This is a genomic window from uncultured Clostridium sp., assembly GCF_934754915.1.
GTDB lineage: Bacteria > Bacillota > Clostridia > Clostridiales > Clostridiaceae > Clostridium.
Map to the genome: position 1 here is coordinate 1 of NZ_CAKVKB010000084.1, position 16,365 is coordinate 16,365.

Here is a 16,365-nt window from a genome sequence, read left to right on the forward strand (position 1 = left end):
GTATATGAACGTAAATGGTTATACCACACATATGCATAATCATAAATATCATCATTTAATTCTTGATCATTATGATAGCAATGTTGATTAATAAGTTCTCGCTTTAAAGTATTAAAATAACGTTCCATTGGAGCATTATCGTAGGGATAGCCTGCTTTACTCATACTTTGAGTTATATGATTTTGTGAGCAGAAATTCACAAATGCTTTTGAGGCAAACTGTACTCCCTGATTACTATGCAATATCAATCCACGACTAATACTTGGCTGCGCTGCGAAAGCTTTCTTGATAGTGTTAATAGCCAATTCACTGGTTATTTCTTTTCCGTTAAGCGTAGCTACAACAGATCTGTCATACAAATCAATTATTGTACAGTTATATCTTATAGAACCATTTGTTAAATTTAAATATGTAAAATCAGTACACCAAATAGTATTTTTCTTAGTAGCTGTGAAATTCTGATTAATAAGATTAGCAAATTTTTTATGTGCATGTCCATGTTTGTAATTCGGTTTTTTCTTTTGAGTTAAGTACTTAATCTGTAAATCCTTATTCATATATTTATGTGTCGTTAATTTGCTTATAAAAATATCTTCATAGTTCTATATCCAAATATTCCATTAGTTTCATGGTATATTGTAGTTATAGTATCTTTAATCTTCTTTCTATTAGCTCTGTAGCTATCTTTTTTACCTTTTAAATAATTATAATAAGCATTTGCACTTAAACTAAATTTTCGTAATAACCATCTAACTCCAAAATCTTCTTTATTATTATTATAAATGAATCGCTAAACCATCAATCGATTTCCTTCGCAAAGAATGCCGCAGCTTTTTTAAGAAAGCATTTTCCTTTCTTATTTCTTCAAGTTCCCTTTTTAGTTTTCTGTTTTTTATTAGATAATCACTTTCTTCTTGTAATTCCTGGTTTGTTTGACATTCGCTACAGTATTGTTTTACCCAATTAGATATACTTGCTTTAGAAACTCCATATTCTTCTGCTAAACTCTTTAAGGTTCTTTCTTCTAAATGTAATTTAACTATTTTATGTTTGACTTCTTCTTCAAAATATTGTTGTGATATGTAAAATTCCCCTCTCCCTAATAAAGTTATATTCCATTAGGTTCCCCTGTTACAACTTCACTATATCACAACAATCTTTCCATTCATTCTTCTCTAAAAATTCAATTAATGCAACTCTCTTTATTTTTATGCTTCCAAGTTTCAATGCTGGTAACTGCTTAACATGTGTAAAATTAGACTAATAGCAAAGCATAAAAAGTAAATATATTTTTCCCTTGCAACATTTTATTTATATATTATTGTATATATGTTATTATATAGTATATTCAATTTAATACTATACTAAAATAAAGGAGGACTATATATGAATTATACTGAAGGGATTAAATTTATGAAGCAATTTATTGGAAAAGAAGGTGTTATTAATCCATATGAAGATATAATCCTTCATTATCCCGGTAGAAAAAGAAAGGGTGATTATCAACTTTCTCTAAAAAACGGACAAGTACCTACTCATGGACTTATTTGCTCGGTACTATATAATTTAATAATAAATAAAATATATACATATGACAATTTATTGATTTTCTTAGAGGATGTATATTTAAACGGTACAAATACTGCTTATCCCGATCCTAATTTGGAATATTATAAACATTTAATTTATTGGATAACGCTCCAAGAGGAAATTAATTATCCTAGAAACAAAGGTTTTGCTGGAATAAAATTAGCTTTTTGTAGATTCTTTGAAGCAATTTATTGTACCAAACCTGAAGCTACATTCAATCTCGACCAAGTACTTATAAGATGTAATAATCATGGAACCATAAAACCAACTTTATTTGAAGAAATAGAAGATAAACCGAACTTCTATAATTATTAATACTTATTTTATTGAATTTATTGCAAAAAAGGACAAGTTATATTTGTTCCTTTTTTGCTTTTTGTAATATTATTCAAATTTTATTATTTCACCTAATCTTTTAGCCATATATTCTATCAAATTAACAACCAAAGCATTACCCATACAAAAATACCTAAATGAATGTGTCATCCCAGTATTAGTCCAATCATCATCAAACCCTTGAATTCTCTCGCATTCAATTGGAGTCAATATTCTAAGTTTTCCCGTTTCCAAATCTGTAACCACATGTGTGCTCCTGTTTTTGCTTCCTTCACTTGTAAGCATTGTACGTGCCGGTTTATCTATAGGATCTGGAAAAGCTATCCCACCTTCTCTAAACATATATTTATGTCCAGTCTTTGATGTCCTTTCAATAGCCTTAGGTCCTTTCATATAAGTCCATTTTTCTAAATCCTCTCCAACAAGATAATACTTTTCATCTACAGATTTCTCCATTATGTCTCTTAAAGTTATCTGTTTTGGTGTAATCATTTCAGATGGTATGGTTTCTATAGTATATATTATTCCATTTCTATATATTCCAGAATTCTTAAATTCAAACTGAAAATTATTAGATATTTCAAGTGTATCAATATCATATTCTTTTTTGATATCAATACTTCTTATCAATTGTTCAGAAAATTTCTCAATCTTAAATACAGAACTGAAAAATCCTGTGCTTTGAATCTGATTATATTCACTCTGTTTCAATAGTTCATCATAATATTTTGTACTCTCATGTACTGCAAAAATAAATGTACGTCTTCTTCTTTGCTGAAATCCATATTCAGCAGCATTGATTACTCTCCACTCAACAGAATATCCAAGATTGGCCAAACAGCTTATTATTATTCCAAAATCTCTTCCTCTCTGGCTTGCTGGTGACTTCAATAATCTATCTACATTTTCAAGAAGAATAAATGGTGGCCTTTTCTCTTTTACTATGCGTTCTATCTCCCACCATAATACACCTTTTTTCCCCTGTATTCCTTGCGCCCCAGTACTTGCTACTGAATAGTCTTGACATGGAAATCCTCCAACCAATACTGAATGGTCAGGTATGTGTCCCTCTGGAACTTTTGATATATCAACATTACTATATTCATCTATACCACCTTCAATTCCAAAATGGCTTCTATAGCACTCAAAAGCATGTTGAACTTTTTTACTAGGTTCCCATTGATTTGCCCAGACAGTCTTCCAGTCAGACGAACTTCTTTCAAATCCAAGTCTAAATCCGCCAACCCCAGCGAATAATTCACAAATAGTATATTTCAGCATTTTCCGTCCTCCTCAATTCAACCTTTTGATTATACTATATATAGATGAAATTGCAAATATATTAAAAAACAAATGTTCTTATTATATTATATCTATAATTCTTCTATTTATTCAAGTACTAATTTAAGAAGACATGTACATAATCTCTCTATCTAAAATTATTTTCCTCTTCATTCTGCTTTCCTACTTCATAAAATTCAATTCCTCTTTCATCACTGAAGCTATATCTTATCAACCTCACATTTCTCCATAAACCTGGTATAGTAGGCCTTCTTCCCCTAGTATAATTTCTTATACATACCGAATTTCGGTATTCTATGACATCATCACCGAAATCATATGCCACTATAAATGCTTGGATCATGCCATAATCACCATATGCATATTCTTCATTTATCCAATCAACATATTTCATTACCTGATCAATTACGTCTTTCTTAGCTGCATCTTTTTTTATTTCTATTGCCAAATATTTTGATATTGTATCAAAACCATCAATATACTTAAAGCCAAATACATCCATCTTATCCATATAATCTATTGGTTTAAATGGTGAAGCTACAACTTGATGGGATATATAATCCCACTTTCCAAAGATGCTATCTCTGCTTTTAGATAGAATATCAAGCAATGCTGCTTCTATAGCCATTTCATGTTTTATATGATTGCCATCATTACAGCTTTTTAAAATAGATTTCGAATCCATAGCATATTGCCCATTCACCTTAGAAAGAATAGATTTCTGCTTTTCCTTATCATAGACAAAAGAATTCCCATCATCAGAAGATATAAATTTCTCATTTCTTTTTAAGATTATATCCTTTAAAGCTTTATTTTCTTCTTCATCAACCTTTACAAATGATAATTTCCAAAATGCTCTTAGCATCCTGAATTTGCTTGGATTTGATGACAGTACGTCATCCATATCAATGCCCTGAGAAAAAAATTTAGGATAAGGCATAAATATGCACAGACACCTGTTATTTATATTTTCTTTTTTGTTCATTATCATAGAATGTTTTATGTTATCATATGAATAATCTTTAGGCTTCTCTGCTCCAATATAATTCCAGTATTTACAATCCTCTTTTATCTTGATTAATTGTCCAATTCCATATATTTTTCTATCAATGAAAAAATATATATTGTCTCCTTCTTTCATTCCAAAATAATCTGCAAAAGTTCCTTCATGATGTATCTTCCATATATTATTCTTAGGTGCACTTAAGTTAGTACTATATATTCCTGTTTCAATACATTCCTTAAGTGATTTTTCATTACTCAATCCAATTATATATCCCGCCATAATTACTAATTCATTCCTTACTAAAATTTAATGTCTACAATTTCTCTTTTCTATTTGTTCCTTAATATACTTTGCATTAAGCCAAAAGCATTTCTTTTTTTCATATGTCCCTTGAGGAGTCATTGTAATATCTTCCTTATTCCTTGCCTTTGGCCTTATGTGCGCAATCTCTCCATCACTTATTTTTATAAAATTATCATAATCACCCATTCTGATTTTATCTACCGTATCTTTCCATACTCTATACATGCTTCCTTCCAAATCAGAAATAGGCATGTTCCAAAACATTACATTGTTTAACACAATATCCTCAAGATTAAGTTCTGATTGCTTTTCAAAATTCACTTTGCTTTTGAATATTATCCATAGGTGTTTCTTGTTTTCAAATTTATTTTTTATTGTAGAATTATCCCATTCTTCATCTACAATTTCACAATAATCAATTTGTTCAAAAGACATAGATTCTTTTGGCATTCCATTTGGCTTTAATAGAATAGTTTTTATTTCTATTCCTGATTTTCTAAATTCTTCAAATCTATCAAGTCGATCTCCAAAAACTTTTGTACATACATCATCAACTACAAGCCTTATAAAATTTTTTGCTTTTCGCTCTCTCTTAATTGAATAAATATCCATAATTTCAACAATATCTTTATTCATGATTCCATTGAATGTATTATAAATTTTTTCATCAAACAATATGTCATTGTCAGATAATGTTTTAAATCTATTTATTTTTCTAAATGTCTCTTTCTGCAACAATTCATCAATTATGAAATCAACATATTGCCTTTTGTAACAGAATGCTCTTTGTGAAGCAAGTATATCTGAATTTGGTTGTCTTCTTTTACTCTTTTCTGCAGTGCTTCCTTTAGTACAGGCGCCCAAATACATGGTATCTCCTTCAGATATTTCATGTGCCTTTCCTTGACTGACTTTTTCATGTATTATATTCCAATCATTTTCTATTATCTTAAGATCAGTTTTCGATGGCGTCCAAAGGCTTATTATCTTAAAAATCAAATCTTCTTTTGCAATATCCCTTTCATACATATAAAACATAAGAAGCAATTCTCTGCATTTTTCCATTACAGAATTGCTTTCCCACGTTTCTTTATCCAACTTAAAATAATCAATTATGCTCAGCACCATTCTTTCCTTTGCTGAATATCCCAATCTTTCTCTTATGCTATCAGAAGATTCTTTAGGTTTTATCTTTCTAATCGGACAAACTTTGAGTTCTACTCCAGCCTCATCAAAATCTGCCTCTTGCCTGCTGTTAATTTTATATCCAAAATAATATTCCTCTATTGCCTGCCCCAATTGACCTTTCGCTTTCTTATTGTCTAATATATATTCCTCATCATCTTCTCTAACTTGACTCAAACTTTTATCAATCAACTGTCTTGCATATTCCTCAATAGATTGCTTACTTGTCCTATCATAATCAAACTTCATATGGTTCTCCCCAATCATAAATAATACTTTAATTATACTCCAGAATATCTAATCCTTAAATATACTATATATTTTAAAATTCCATCATTTAATATTTAATCTTCCTATATAACAACCAGTATTTATTTATCATGATATAATATTAATAACAATCATTAAGTTATACTATAATATTTTAGAGGTAATGCTTATGGATAGAATATCAAAGGAAAAACGCCGAAAAATAATGAAACATATAAGAGGCAAGAATACAAAAATAGAAATCATTTTAAGAAAAGCATTATGGCACAAAGGAATCCGATATAGAAAGAATTACAAAAAACTTCCTGGAAGTCCAGACATAGTTTTGACTAAATATAAAATAGCTATTTTCTGTGATGGAGAATTTTTTCATGGATATGATTGGATAAATCAAAAAAAGCGCTTAGAAAATAGCAATAACAGTGAATACTGGATAAAAAAAATCTCTAGAAATATATCTAGAGACATTGAAATTGATAAACAATTATTTGCTTCAGACTGGACTGTTGTCCACTTTTGGGGAAAATACATATTAAAGCATACTGATGAATGTGTAAGATATATTAAAGAACTTATTTATGAGAAAGAACTTGATAAAAATTATATTGATGATTCTGATAGCTACTTTAATGATTGATATATATTAATACTATAGCTTATTTATACTTTGATTTAATTAGCAAACTATTGTTTTATTCATATCCTGCTTTTATCAACCTTATATCCATAAGCAGCAACACATTCACAATACGTTCTTCCATCTTCATCAAAAGCACAATACCCTCAATCAATACATTTCCATCCATTCTGTAAAGTACAGTAATACTTGTTAATATTATTGGTACAATACTACCACCCAATATTGTTCCTATTACATCCAAATTTTCAATTCTTATTACTATAAGACATGTTTTTATCAGCTCCAACAAATAAATCTGCTGATTTTAAGCAATATGTATTTCATAACCAGTTCATCTTACATTAAACATGAATTTCTACATAACAAACCAATATGTTTTCTAAGCAATGTTTATATTATACTTTCATGTAGAACTTCTCCTTTCTACATATATACTTAATGTAGAGCTTTTCTATATATCTACAATAAAAATTGTGGAGGTTTCTATGAATTATAAATATATCGAAAAATTAGTCAAGGAATCTAAAACAGGAAATGAATCTTCAAAAGAAAAGTTAGCAGAAGAATTCAGGCCTTTTATAATAAATATTTCAAGGAGAACCTTTATACATGGATATGACTTTGAAGACATCATGAATGAATGTTATAGAATTTTATTCAAATGTATTTCACTTTATAATATAGAAACTCACAGATTTGTTGCTTACGCCACTAATGGAATAAAAAACAGTATCAATGATCTTATAAAGAAGCAGCTTAAAAACAACAAAATACAAGGTTCTTCTGTTAATTCCATTGATAAATATATAGAGGAAAGTTATAAGGCAGATATTCCTGAAATGTCAGACATTCTATTCTCAGAACATGATAAAAACAGTCTTAAATATGCTATAAATCAGCTATCTCCTAAAGAATCTGATTTTATAAATCATATATTTTTCCAGAACAAAACCTTAAAATCCTATGCTGAGCATAATAACATATCTTATTCTTATGCCTTTAAAAAGAAAAAGTATATCTTAGACAAATTATTTATGTACATCAATATTTATAATAATTAACACGTTCTAATTTTATAGATATAATCTGCAATATAAATTAATATTTATATAATAGAGCACCTCCCTTTTCACATATATACTTACCAGGGAGGTGATTTTTTATGGAAGTAAATGAATTGATTAATCTTGTAGTGAACAATGGCTTTCCTGTTGCTGTGAGCTGTTATCTGCTCATAAGACTTGAAAAGCAGCTTGCTTCACTGTCTTCTTCAATCAATAAGCTGAATACCATAATTTCTACTAAACTTGGAGTTGTTATCAATACAGAAGAAGATAAAAAAGATAGCTCTGGAAATGTTGCATAATAAAATGGATAACAGACAATAATGCTAAAAAGTCTGTTATCTTTGTTTATATGCATAAATAAATTCCAGTAACTTTTTAAAATTTTATAGTTGAAAGTTTTTCATATTAATATAAGCACCAAGAGCAATTCAACATATAGTGTATTCAAAAATGAATGTATACACTATATATTGATTTAAATTATGTAATTATTATAATTATAAAATATACTTAGTGAACTGATATTCTTAATTGAGTTAAAATGTACTCTCTTCATCCCAAATTTCTTCTCTCCCCCTTAAAATCAGCAATAACCAATTCCCATCCCCCATTAAAAATCACTCCTATGAAGAGGTCCATTTTTTGTGTTTGTAACTCACGTCACACCTTCGTGCTATGTTCTAACAAAGGTAAGAAATAATTCATATTCCTTTATAATAAATATTCTTTCCAATAAATCAAACTTAACACTAAGAAGAATCCATCTATTATTATTTCTTTGATTCTTAACTCGCTTTTGCTCACACAAAGGAAACCTTTGAGCTGAAGCTCAAAGCTAAAAATAAAATGAAGCTGCCGCTTCATTCCTTCAAATATAAATCCAATTCATTTTTCCATTATTCAAATTTCTTATTGTTCAACATTGATTTTTGTCTTTTAATCTATATAATTTCATTTTTAATAATTCAAAATAATTTTCTATTAATATAGGTTGTAATTATATTTTTGCATTTCTTTGATATTTTTATATATTGAACATATCTTAAAAGTAGTATGTACATTACAACAGATATATAACTGTACTTGGTATATATATCTTTTAAAGGACATGTATTGTTATTAATATCTATATCCTTATCCCCACTAATACTATTATTACTACTCATATTCTTTTGGGCACCTGATCCATCACCCAGAAAAGGACAGGTTATTGCCACTGTTTCCTAAGTCCACATATTGTCTTTCTCCAAGTATTCGAAAGCCAAATGTAGACAAAAGAAACAGAAGGATTAAACTAGTCCTTTATCTGGGTACCCGATGGGGTGCATAATACTGAAACTATATAATTTCATGCATATGCATATCAGATAATTCCTTCACTAAAAATACATATAAAAGTTAATGTTCTGTTTTTCCGTTCTGTAATGAAATTAAGTTTTGCAAATCAATGGGCCAATGCTTGTTTTATTCCATAATTGCGCTTCCAATGTCGTTCCTCCATTTCCAGCAGCATTATTCCATATAACAAGCATTTAATTGCCATAATACAGATATAAATATAACTCCACTACGTGCAGACGGATTGGGGCGGGGGCTTGGACTTGCTGTTATGACAGCAGTTCCATCTTGTACAGGCTGAAGCAGTCCACATCCATCATAATGCCTTTGCTCCACAGGCCATTGCAGCTGCCACATATAAATTCCAGCACTAAATAAACTCTGCAGCAGCATGACATCTGTTTTGCAAAGACTATTATGATTCCCTATGTGTACAAGCTTCAGTAGGCACAAGACCGCCCCCAGCTTTTTATTCTCTAATCTTTTTAATAGCAGCTTCCAGACAGATTCAGAAACTATATATATCATGCAAGGCCTGCCGGCAGCAAGGAATTATTTTATACCTTCCAATACTGCACCTAAATATATCCTTTTTATTTCCAAACTTCTTTCTGTATTGTAATTCCGTTTCATAAAAGGTCAAAGGAAAGTGAATTGTACAAGCGCAATGCTTGCACACCTTTGACATTTTATGAAACTCCATAGTAAAGGTGATAGGAAGTTTAAGGACAATTATGCCTTGAGCTTGTCTTTATATTTTTTATTAAATCCATAATGCAGATGATATTTTTAATTTTATTTATAGAAAAAGGAGCTTTCGCTCCTTCCTTATATTAAAATGGCAGTTCATCTTCTCTTATTGATTCAACTGGCATTAAATATTGTTCATTATGTAATATTTCATTTATCATTGCCTCTTCCTCTTCTTTCTCCCAGTCAATTACAAAGTATTCATCTGGTTTCTGTTTCTGCATGCTTAATACTGTATTTTTCCATATATCTATAAATAACTCTTCAATAAAATAATTTCCACACCGTGGCTTATAATCACAAAAACCTATCTTTACAGAATATTCACTGTACTTTCCGCCTTCAAAATGAATAAAATATTTTCCTTCATCATTCTTATAAAGCATTTCATAAGTATATTCCTCATCATTTCCTGATGCTTTATACCTTGATTCAAATAATAATTTTGATTTTTTTAAATTGAATTTCATCTTTCTCAATCCCTTTCCTAAAGTTTTACCCCCTTTTAATAAATTTCCCCATTTATATTATTGCCTTTTTCTGTGTTTTCTATACATTTTATTTCAGCACCTCCACATTTCTATTTTTTTATCTAACTCATAATTTATAAAACTGCAGTTCATTGGACAGCGTTTAGCCTTACTTTCTGAATTCTTTGCAATTGCTTTCATTTCAAATTCATCCATATAATAAACACCTTCATCACATTCAAAAAATAGATAATGGGACATCTTAATCATATTTTCATTAACTTTTCCCGGAACAAAATGAAGCATATATTGACCTTCATGCTCAAGATCTCTATAAATATATTCATGTGTAATATCCCCATCTTTCTTTTCATCAAAATATTGGATTTCATACATCAATTCTGTTTCCATCAAATCAAAACTCAATAAACTCATAATAATCTCAATTCCTTTCTTTTTAACCCCTCTTTAATATTTCTCCCCATTTATATTATTTCCACATATTAAAATTTCTATGCAATAAAATGCATAAAAAAATTCCCTCATGGGAATAATATAATTAAAATATTGAAAGGATTTGAGAATATGACTTTTACAGAATGGTTAAAAAATGAAGAAGGTATTATTTCAAAAGATTATTTTGATTTTCTTCTTAACACTCTTCCTGAAAAAGGAAAAAGAAAGGTTAAAGCTTATTATAGAGAGAAATATAAGTATTACGTATCTACCCATCCACAAATTAAATTTGAACAAATGAAGTTAATATGAAATAAAGAGGGATTTCTCCTCTTTTTAAAATATTTTAATTTATATGTTTAAAAATATTATCTTTGTCAATAATTTAAATACAAAGTCATTTTATTTTACAAATATTTTATAAACATAATTTTCAAATAACCTCAATTTTAAAGGCAGCCAAACTATCAGGCTGCCTTTTATCATGTATATTTTATATTTGTGATTTCTGAATAATTCTGAAATATTCTGTATAAAAATATTATATACTCATCTACAATTATCAATAATATGACATTGAGAAATTTATTTAACTTTCTGCATTCTAAATTATAGGTTATATATCATATGCATGTAGCACTGAAACTGTTTTTACATTTTCAAAATTATCAATATTTAAAAAGTTAAAAGATAACATATTTTTAATTTCATTAGGTAAAAATTCATATTTCAATGCTTTTCTAGGAGAAGATGCCTTTGTATAATATTTTTTTAAATTAGCTACATTAAATTTAGTACAATCATCTGAATCAAAATAAAATAAACCTTTGTCTGAAAACTCCTCAGCAACTTTCCTTCCTTGTTCAGGCATTTCATAATAAATTATACTACTTGTACTAGATTTTAAACGTTCAAACCATTCTATAATTTCATATGCTCTTTCCTCATTTTCACAAACAAACTCTGGCAGATTATCAACTCCAGCACTACAAAAAACACCAATATTACCCTCTTTATCTACTCCATACCATTCCATATCCATACATTCACATGATGCTTTATCTATTCGAGACACTATATCTATCCCCTTTCAAATTCAGATTATATTCTAAAAATATTATATCAATTTTGTAAAATTAAAAATAATACATCTAAATCTTATTAAAGCACATATCTTGATTTCATAGTTTTTGTAATAAACATAATCTATTCTTTTCAGTTTTCAGCTTACTGAAAACTTTCCTTTGTCTGAACATAACACAAATGTGTGAAGTGAGTTAAAATCACAAGAAATGGACCTCTGCTGACATTTACAAAATAAAAACGTATTCTCTAATTTATTCAATTAATACTTTTATATTCTGCAGAGAGTCCATTTCACTCCTTAATGACTTGACTATAACAAAGGCAAGTATCATTTTGCTAAACATAGTTTTCCGAAGTATGCATGCCCCTTGTGGGCTTGTATATTATCGGAACAACACAATGTTTAGCGAAGTGTACCTGCCTCCGTGCAGAATCTGCTTAATGTTAAAAGTTATATCTAAAATCATCAGTCTCTTAAATTAGAAAATATTCCCTCAAACTTATATTTACTACATTTGCATTTCTGATATTTTTAGCTTTGAGCTTCAGCTCAATGGTTTCCTTTGTCTGAACATAACACAAAGTGTGACAGTGAGTTAAAATCACAAGAAATGGACCTCTGCTTAAGTATAACTCCAATTACACGGATACTTGATGAGCAGAGAGTCCATTTCACTCCTTATAATATTGAATATAAAATAATATTACTATATCCTATATGTATTATTTTATAAACATTCATTGCATTAAATAATTAAAATACTATTACTTTAGTTTATTATCTCAACTTATGATTCAATATCATTCCTAATACTTTCAATAAATTCATTCTGAGCATATCCATTGAATTTTCTATATATTTTATGTGTTTGTCTAATCCCCATAAAATATCCCATGAAATATCCAATAACTGAACCAGTCAATAAAAACACAACAGTGCTTATACCTAACAACAAATACAATTCTTTCATAATAAAATCCATAAATACCTCCTCAAAGCATCTTTTACTCTAATTATTTCCATTTACTTTATTTCTAAACACCTCTCTACCACTTTTTTAAAACTTTCATATATACATAATGAAATAAATTAATCCTATTCGCTCATAGGCATAATTTACTAATACCCAATTACAGATTGGATTCTCTGCTTATGAAAATAAATTCAAGGAGGTAATTAACTATGGCAGTAACTAAAATTCCAGAAAGTGCAAGCTTTTCAATTGAAGTAAGAAAGGGTACTGATTCATCAGGTAATCCTACTTACAGCAAAAAGTCTTTTTCTAATTTAAGAGAAGATGCTGATCCTCAAAAGGTACTTGCTGTAGCAGATGCTATAAAAGGCATTCTTGCAAGTGAAACAAAAAACTGTTACATGACTGTTTCTGACCAGCTTATAGAATCTTAGTTTTTTATTTAATTTCAATAAGAAATATAAGTATTCTATTTTTCTGCCTGAACATGCATATTTTCAGACAGAACTTTAATTATCATTAGAACTTCAAACCCAATAAAATTATCTAATAACAAGGAGGAAAAATAATATGGAATATATCTTAACTTTAACTTTCAAGACTGAAACTGGTGAAAAAAGTTCATTGACTATTACTGACGTAAAAGCTTCAGTAACTTCTGAAGAAGCCAATAATTTAATGGACATAATCATAGATAATAACATCTTCACAAGCAAAAATGGTGCTTTTACAGGTAAAGCTGAAGCCAAGCTTACTGAAAGAAAAATCACAAAATACGAAATGTAACACTGAAAAACACCAGAATTTTTTTCTGGTGTTTTTTCATTCTCTTCATGTTCTGACTCAGCAGAATTTATTAAATCCACAAATACATAAATTACCATTTATATCTTAAATTCAATCATGTTTCTTACAATCAAACCCTATATAAATCTCTTTAGCTTTTTTCAAAGCTTCTTCATAGCTCATACCACTCATATAAAATTCTACAACTTTATCTGCAATTTTCTTTGCCAGCTTTTCTTTAGTCATAACATAAACCGCTATAACATTCATAATATACTCCAATTTATATATTAATTTTATTATCATCTCATTTTATTCATCCAAATCAAAAATTCTCCACATTAAGTCAAATTGCTATTTGCACCTTTAATCATAAGCTCCAGTTCCCTGTCTGGATGCCAGTCAATAATCATCTGTCTTGCAAAATGAAATCTCAGAATCGGTGTGTTCCTATAAGAATTTACATCCATGACTCTTTTAAATTCTCTCCATATACTTGAAAAAGCTTTTTTATTAAGTTCACGATATGCAGGTGAATCCTTTCCTCCCAAGACAGAAACAATTTTCTTTACAACTAGCATCCTTAATTCTTCCTGTTGACTGTAATCAATGGTCATATTATTTTCCAGTTTTTCAAGTCTGTCTCCAATTTCTACTGTACGTTTATCTATACAGAATATCGCTTTTAATTCAGGTGATAATTCCTGTTTTTTTATTCTGGAATCAAAAGACATATTTTTATATGCTCCATTTTTTCTTATTTCAGGAAGTACATCTACTGCAATCCATTTTTGAAATTGCTGTGCTGTTTCATTATTGGCCTTCATTCCTAAAAGATAAAACAGACTTTCAGGAATATAATCATCTTTCCCCACAAGTGGGGAAAATCCTAATGTGCTAATAAAATCATTGACCCTCTCCCACTTTACATATAATTTCTCATTCTTAACCTGAACCCATCCCAATCCCCTTGCTGCATCTTCTGCATTTATAGATATAGTTCCATCAGCATTTATTATTGTCCTTACTCTTCCAAACTTGTCAGAAGAAAAAATATTTATACCATTATTTAAATTTTCCATACCCCACCACTCTCATTAAGATTCATTTAATTAACCCCTTGTATTATTTGCTCAATGATTTTCTGCATTTATTGCAGATACAGATATCTTTATACTCAATAACATCTTTAGTATTTCCGCAGAAAATGCATCCATTTATATATTTCTTTACAATAACATAATTTCCACAATCACTTATTACTACAGGTTCTCCTTCATTCATGCTATGTTTTTTTCTTATTTCCTTAGGAATAACCACTCTTCCAAGATTATCAATATTTCTAATAACTCCTTCTGTAATCATAATAGCCACCTGTTCCCTTCATTTAAATCTATAACAGCCCTTTCTAATCTACTCTTAATGACAGATTTCCTTCTTTGCTTAAAATGCAAAATATATTTTCATCAATGTGAAATTTTAAAATATAATTTTTTATTATCTGAGTCTGAAATTATTTTCTGAATTCTTTTCAATCTGTACAATATAATCCTTGCACATCTCATATATTCTTGAACCAACTCCTTCATCAAAATCAAGAAGTCTGTCAATTGTAAACTCACTGCTTATTATTACTGGGAGAAAGTTTAAATATCTGTAATTTACTATCTCAAACATTATGTTTATATCACTTTCATTTACTTTCCCTTTGAAGAGGTCATCAACAAGCAGAACTTCACAATTCTGATATTTTGATATGATTGTCCTATAATATTCTTCATCAATCATGTTCTGTTTTATTTTTGTAATAACATCCCTATATGGCATATACATGACTTTGACTTTTTTCTTAAGAAAGTTAATTGCCAGAGCTATAGTCAAATGGCTTTTCCCACTTCCAACCTGTCCACATAACATGATACTGTTCTGTCTGCTGTTTCTTATATTCTCAAAATCATTGAAATATATGCCTGCAGCATCTTTCATTTTTCTTGACGAATCATTCCACACTTGAAAATTGCTGAATTTATAGTTAATCATTTCAGTATTAATTCCGCATGCTTTCCAATGTTCTTTCACTTCCTCTTCCTTTTTGCATTCACATTTAACTGCAGCTGGCTGTGCATGTTCCTGTTTCTTTATAATCCATCCAGTATCTCTGCACATTCTGCATCTATATAAGGACTGAATCATATTTTCTGCGTTCTTCGTCTGTAAGTTTTCTGCATTCCTTTGGTTTAAAGTCTTTAAATTCCTTTGAATCCTTTCTACTATTTTGGTTATCTGATTCTGTTCTGATATCTGCTCCATTACCCATGCCTCCCACATCATCTTCTGGATATCCTTCCCTCTTCCAGTTTCTCAATATTCCATTTATATACCTCATATTGCTTTTTGATTTTCCAGTTTTTATGGCTTCATCAATAGCTTTTTTCACATTGACTTCACCATGAGTTGCTATAGCAAGCCTCAGGCTTCCCACATCAAGACTTCCTGTTTTTCCTGTAATCTGTTCATAATAATTTGAAAGTTCTGCTGCTGATTCACTGAGAATAGAACTTTCCATGGATTTAGATATCTTTTGTTCAATAGAAAAATTATCACGTTCATCATTTTGACCTTTGCAATGCTTTTTTAAAATTTCTTTAATATCCATATACTTATCATCTTTATGCTGTCCCTTAGTATTTATATCAGAATTGATTATTAAATTTTCTTTATCTTTCTCTCTCTTATTCTTTTTCTTGTTCTTATTCTCTTTCTTATTCTGTTCCATTACAGTAATGGGAATTTCATTTTCTGTAAC

The 16,365-nt window shown here is 29.3% G+C and carries 21 protein-coding genes and 1 pseudogene; 7 read left to right on the forward strand and 15 right to left on the reverse strand.

Annotation, left to right across the window (positions count from 1 at the left end):
• Positions 1-1,082, reverse strand: a pseudogene (locus Q0F58_RS12540) (IS3 family transposase); the annotation flags it as partial.
• 304 nt (positions 1,083-1,386) lie between these two features.
• Here Q0F58_RS12540 and Q0F58_RS12545 point away from each other — a divergent pair.
• On the forward strand, positions 1,387-1,905 hold the full coding sequence (locus tag Q0F58_RS12545) for a hypothetical protein (protein ID WP_294377073.1): 519 nt from the start codon (positions 1,387-1,389) through the stop codon (positions 1,903-1,905).
• Between the two features lie 69 nt (positions 1,906-1,974).
• Here the strand turns inward: Q0F58_RS12545 and dcm are convergent, their stop codons facing one another.
• The 3 genes from dcm to Q0F58_RS12560 form a co-directional block, all read right to left on the reverse strand.
• Positions 1,975-3,207 carry a DNA (cytosine-5-)-methyltransferase gene (gene dcm / locus Q0F58_RS12550; protein WP_294377075.1) on the reverse strand — a complete coding sequence of 411 codons (1,233 nt, stop codon included), beginning with the start codon at positions 3,205-3,207 and terminating at the stop codon, positions 1,975-1,977.
• A gap of 148 nt (positions 3,208-3,355) precedes the next feature.
• On the reverse strand, positions 3,356-4,513 hold the full coding sequence (locus tag Q0F58_RS12555) for a hypothetical protein (protein ID WP_294377077.1): 1,158 nt from the start codon (positions 4,511-4,513) through the stop codon (positions 3,356-3,358).
• A 27-nt stretch (positions 4,514-4,540) separates the two neighbouring features.
• A complete protein-coding gene (locus Q0F58_RS12560) occupies positions 4,541-5,971 on the reverse strand; it encodes a Sau3AI family type II restriction endonuclease (RefSeq protein ID WP_294377079.1) in 1,431 nt (476 codons plus the stop codon).
• A 190-nt stretch (positions 5,972-6,161) separates the two neighbouring features.
• On the opposite strand from Q0F58_RS12560, the gene Q0F58_RS12565 reads away from it, so the two are divergent.
• Positions 6,162-6,629, forward strand: a complete 468-nt coding sequence (locus Q0F58_RS12565; RefSeq protein WP_294377082.1) for a very short patch repair endonuclease — start codon at positions 6,162-6,164, stop codon at positions 6,627-6,629.
• 55 nt (positions 6,630-6,684) lie between these two features.
• Here Q0F58_RS12565 and Q0F58_RS12570 read toward each other — a convergent pair whose 3' ends face one another.
• Entirely contained in the window at positions 6,685-6,918 is a 234-nt protein-coding gene (locus tag Q0F58_RS12570) for a hypothetical protein (RefSeq protein WP_294377084.1), read from the reverse strand.
• A gap of 199 nt (positions 6,919-7,117) precedes the next feature.
• Between Q0F58_RS12570 and Q0F58_RS12575 the strand changes: the two genes are divergently transcribed.
• Positions 7,118-7,693, forward strand: a complete 576-nt coding sequence (locus Q0F58_RS12575; protein WP_294377087.1) for a sigma-70 family RNA polymerase sigma factor — start codon at positions 7,118-7,120, stop codon at positions 7,691-7,693.
• Positions 7,694-7,794: 101 nt separating this feature from the next.
• Positions 7,795-7,998: a YvrJ family protein gene (locus tag Q0F58_RS12580; protein WP_294377089.1), complete on the forward strand. Its 204-nt coding sequence runs from the start codon at positions 7,795-7,797 to the stop codon at positions 7,996-7,998.
• A gap of 1,213 nt (positions 7,999-9,211) precedes the next feature.
• Here Q0F58_RS12580 and Q0F58_RS12585 read toward each other — a convergent pair.
• The 3 genes from Q0F58_RS12585 to Q0F58_RS12595 form a co-directional block, all read right to left on the reverse strand.
• The gene (locus tag Q0F58_RS12585) at positions 9,212-9,490 is read right to left on the reverse strand and encodes a hypothetical protein (protein ID WP_294377091.1); all 279 of its coding nucleotides are present in this window, start codon (positions 9,488-9,490) and stop codon (positions 9,212-9,214) included.
• A gap of 380 nt (positions 9,491-9,870) precedes the next feature.
• Positions 9,871-10,257: a hypothetical protein gene (locus Q0F58_RS12590; RefSeq protein ID WP_294377093.1), complete on the reverse strand. Its 387-nt coding sequence runs from the start codon at positions 10,255-10,257 to the stop codon at positions 9,871-9,873.
• Between the two features lie 93 nt (positions 10,258-10,350).
• Positions 10,351-10,692: a hypothetical protein gene (locus Q0F58_RS12595; RefSeq protein ID WP_294377095.1), complete on the reverse strand. Its 342-nt coding sequence runs from the start codon at positions 10,690-10,692 to the stop codon at positions 10,351-10,353.
• 150 nt (positions 10,693-10,842) lie between these two features.
• Here Q0F58_RS12595 and Q0F58_RS12600 point away from each other — a divergent pair, with 150 nt between their 5' ends.
• A complete protein-coding gene (locus tag Q0F58_RS12600) occupies positions 10,843-11,025 on the forward strand; it encodes a hypothetical protein (RefSeq protein ID WP_294377097.1) in 183 nt (60 codons plus the stop codon).
• A 304-nt stretch (positions 11,026-11,329) separates the two neighbouring features.
• Here Q0F58_RS12600 and Q0F58_RS12605 read toward each other — a convergent pair whose 3' ends face one another.
• A complete protein-coding gene (locus tag Q0F58_RS12605; RefSeq protein ID WP_294377099.1) occupies positions 11,330-11,788 on the reverse strand; it encodes a hypothetical protein in 459 nt (152 codons plus the stop codon).
• A 799-nt stretch (positions 11,789-12,587) separates the two neighbouring features.
• Positions 12,588-12,782 (reverse strand): hypothetical protein, encoded by a 195-nt coding sequence (locus Q0F58_RS12610; RefSeq protein WP_294377101.1) that lies wholly within the window; start codon positions 12,780-12,782, stop codon positions 12,588-12,590.
• A gap of 200 nt (positions 12,783-12,982) precedes the next feature.
• Between Q0F58_RS12610 and Q0F58_RS12615 the strand changes: the two genes are divergently transcribed.
• Positions 12,983-13,207, forward strand: a complete 225-nt coding sequence (locus Q0F58_RS12615) for a DUF1659 domain-containing protein (RefSeq protein WP_294377103.1) — start codon at positions 12,983-12,985, stop codon at positions 13,205-13,207.
• A gap of 136 nt (positions 13,208-13,343) precedes the next feature.
• Complete coding sequence (locus Q0F58_RS12620) at positions 13,344-13,559, forward strand: DUF2922 domain-containing protein (protein ID WP_294377104.1); 216 nt, start codon at positions 13,344-13,346, stop codon at positions 13,557-13,559.
• Positions 13,560-13,670: 111 nt separating this feature from the next.
• Here Q0F58_RS12620 and Q0F58_RS12625 read toward each other — a convergent pair whose 3' ends face one another.
• From Q0F58_RS12625 to Q0F58_RS12645, 5 genes are all read right to left on the reverse strand, one after another.
• Complete coding sequence (locus Q0F58_RS12625; RefSeq protein WP_294377105.1) at positions 13,671-13,829, reverse strand: hypothetical protein; 159 nt, start codon at positions 13,827-13,829, stop codon at positions 13,671-13,673.
• 71 nt (positions 13,830-13,900) lie between these two features.
• Positions 13,901-14,641: an ORF6C domain-containing protein gene (locus Q0F58_RS12630; RefSeq protein ID WP_294377109.1), complete on the reverse strand. Its 741-nt coding sequence runs from the start codon at positions 14,639-14,641 to the stop codon at positions 13,901-13,903.
• Positions 14,642-14,684: 43 nt separating this feature from the next.
• Complete coding sequence (locus Q0F58_RS12635) at positions 14,685-14,924, reverse strand: AbrB/MazE/SpoVT family DNA-binding domain-containing protein (protein WP_294377111.1); 240 nt, start codon at positions 14,922-14,924, stop codon at positions 14,685-14,687.
• 132 nt (positions 14,925-15,056) lie between these two features.
• Positions 15,057-15,725 (reverse strand): ATP-binding protein, encoded by a 669-nt coding sequence (locus Q0F58_RS12640; protein ID WP_367118182.1) that lies wholly within the window; start codon positions 15,723-15,725, stop codon positions 15,057-15,059.
• A gap of 7 nt (positions 15,726-15,732) precedes the next feature.
• A partial coding sequence (locus Q0F58_RS12645; protein ID WP_294377113.1) for a DnaD domain protein occupies positions 15,733-16,365 on the reverse strand: 633 nt, incomplete at its 5' end.

What these genes read in the sequence shown, in the direction of transcription:
- Q0F58_RS12600 (WP_294377097.1), top strand. Translation starts at nt 10,843, where the DNA reads ATGACTTTTACAGAATGGTTAAAAAATGAAGAAGGTATTATTTCAAAA.
- Q0F58_RS12555 (WP_294377077.1), bottom strand. Translation starts at nt 4,513, where the DNA reads ATGGCGGGATATATAATTGGATTGAGTAATGAAAAATCACTTAAGGAA.
- Q0F58_RS12620 (WP_294377104.1), top strand. Translation starts at nt 13,344, where the DNA reads ATGGAATATATCTTAACTTTAACTTTCAAGACTGAAACTGGTGAAAAA.
- Q0F58_RS12625 (WP_294377105.1), bottom strand. Translation starts at nt 13,829, where the DNA reads ATGAATGTTATAGCGGTTTATGTTATGACTAAAGAAAAGCTGGCAAAG.
- Q0F58_RS12610 (WP_294377101.1), bottom strand. Translation starts at nt 12,782, where the DNA reads ATGGATTTTATTATGAAAGAATTGTATTTGTTGTTAGGTATAAGCACT.
- Q0F58_RS12640 (WP_367118182.1), bottom strand. Translation starts at nt 15,725, where the DNA reads ATGTGCAGAGATACTGGATGGATTATAAAGAAACAGGAACATGCACAG.
- Q0F58_RS12595 (WP_294377095.1), bottom strand. Translation starts at nt 10,692, where the DNA reads ATGAGTTTATTGAGTTTTGATTTGATGGAAACAGAATTGATGTATGAA.
- Q0F58_RS12545 (WP_294377073.1), top strand. Translation starts at nt 1,387, where the DNA reads ATGAATTATACTGAAGGGATTAAATTTATGAAGCAATTTATTGGAAAA.
- Q0F58_RS12590 (WP_294377093.1), bottom strand. Translation starts at nt 10,257, where the DNA reads ATGAAATTCAATTTAAAAAAATCAAAATTATTATTTGAATCAAGGTAT.
- Q0F58_RS12565 (WP_294377082.1), top strand. Translation starts at nt 6,162, where the DNA reads ATGGATAGAATATCAAAGGAAAAACGCCGAAAAATAATGAAACATATA.
- Q0F58_RS12635 (WP_294377111.1), bottom strand. Translation starts at nt 14,924, where the DNA reads ATGATTACAGAAGGAGTTATTAGAAATATTGATAATCTTGGAAGAGTG.
- dcm (WP_294377075.1), bottom strand. Translation starts at nt 3,207, where the DNA reads ATGCTGAAATATACTATTTGTGAATTATTCGCTGGGGTTGGCGGATTT.
- Q0F58_RS12575 (WP_294377087.1), top strand. Translation starts at nt 7,118, where the DNA reads ATGAATTATAAATATATCGAAAAATTAGTCAAGGAATCTAAAACAGGA.
- Q0F58_RS12580 (WP_294377089.1), top strand. Translation starts at nt 7,795, where the DNA reads ATGGAAGTAAATGAATTGATTAATCTTGTAGTGAACAATGGCTTTCCT.
- Q0F58_RS12630 (WP_294377109.1), bottom strand. Translation starts at nt 14,641, where the DNA reads ATGGAAAATTTAAATAATGGTATAAATATTTTTTCTTCTGACAAGTTT.
- Q0F58_RS12560 (WP_294377079.1), bottom strand. Translation starts at nt 5,971, where the DNA reads ATGAAGTTTGATTATGATAGGACAAGTAAGCAATCTATTGAGGAATAT.
- Q0F58_RS12615 (WP_294377103.1), top strand. Translation starts at nt 12,983, where the DNA reads ATGGCAGTAACTAAAATTCCAGAAAGTGCAAGCTTTTCAATTGAAGTA.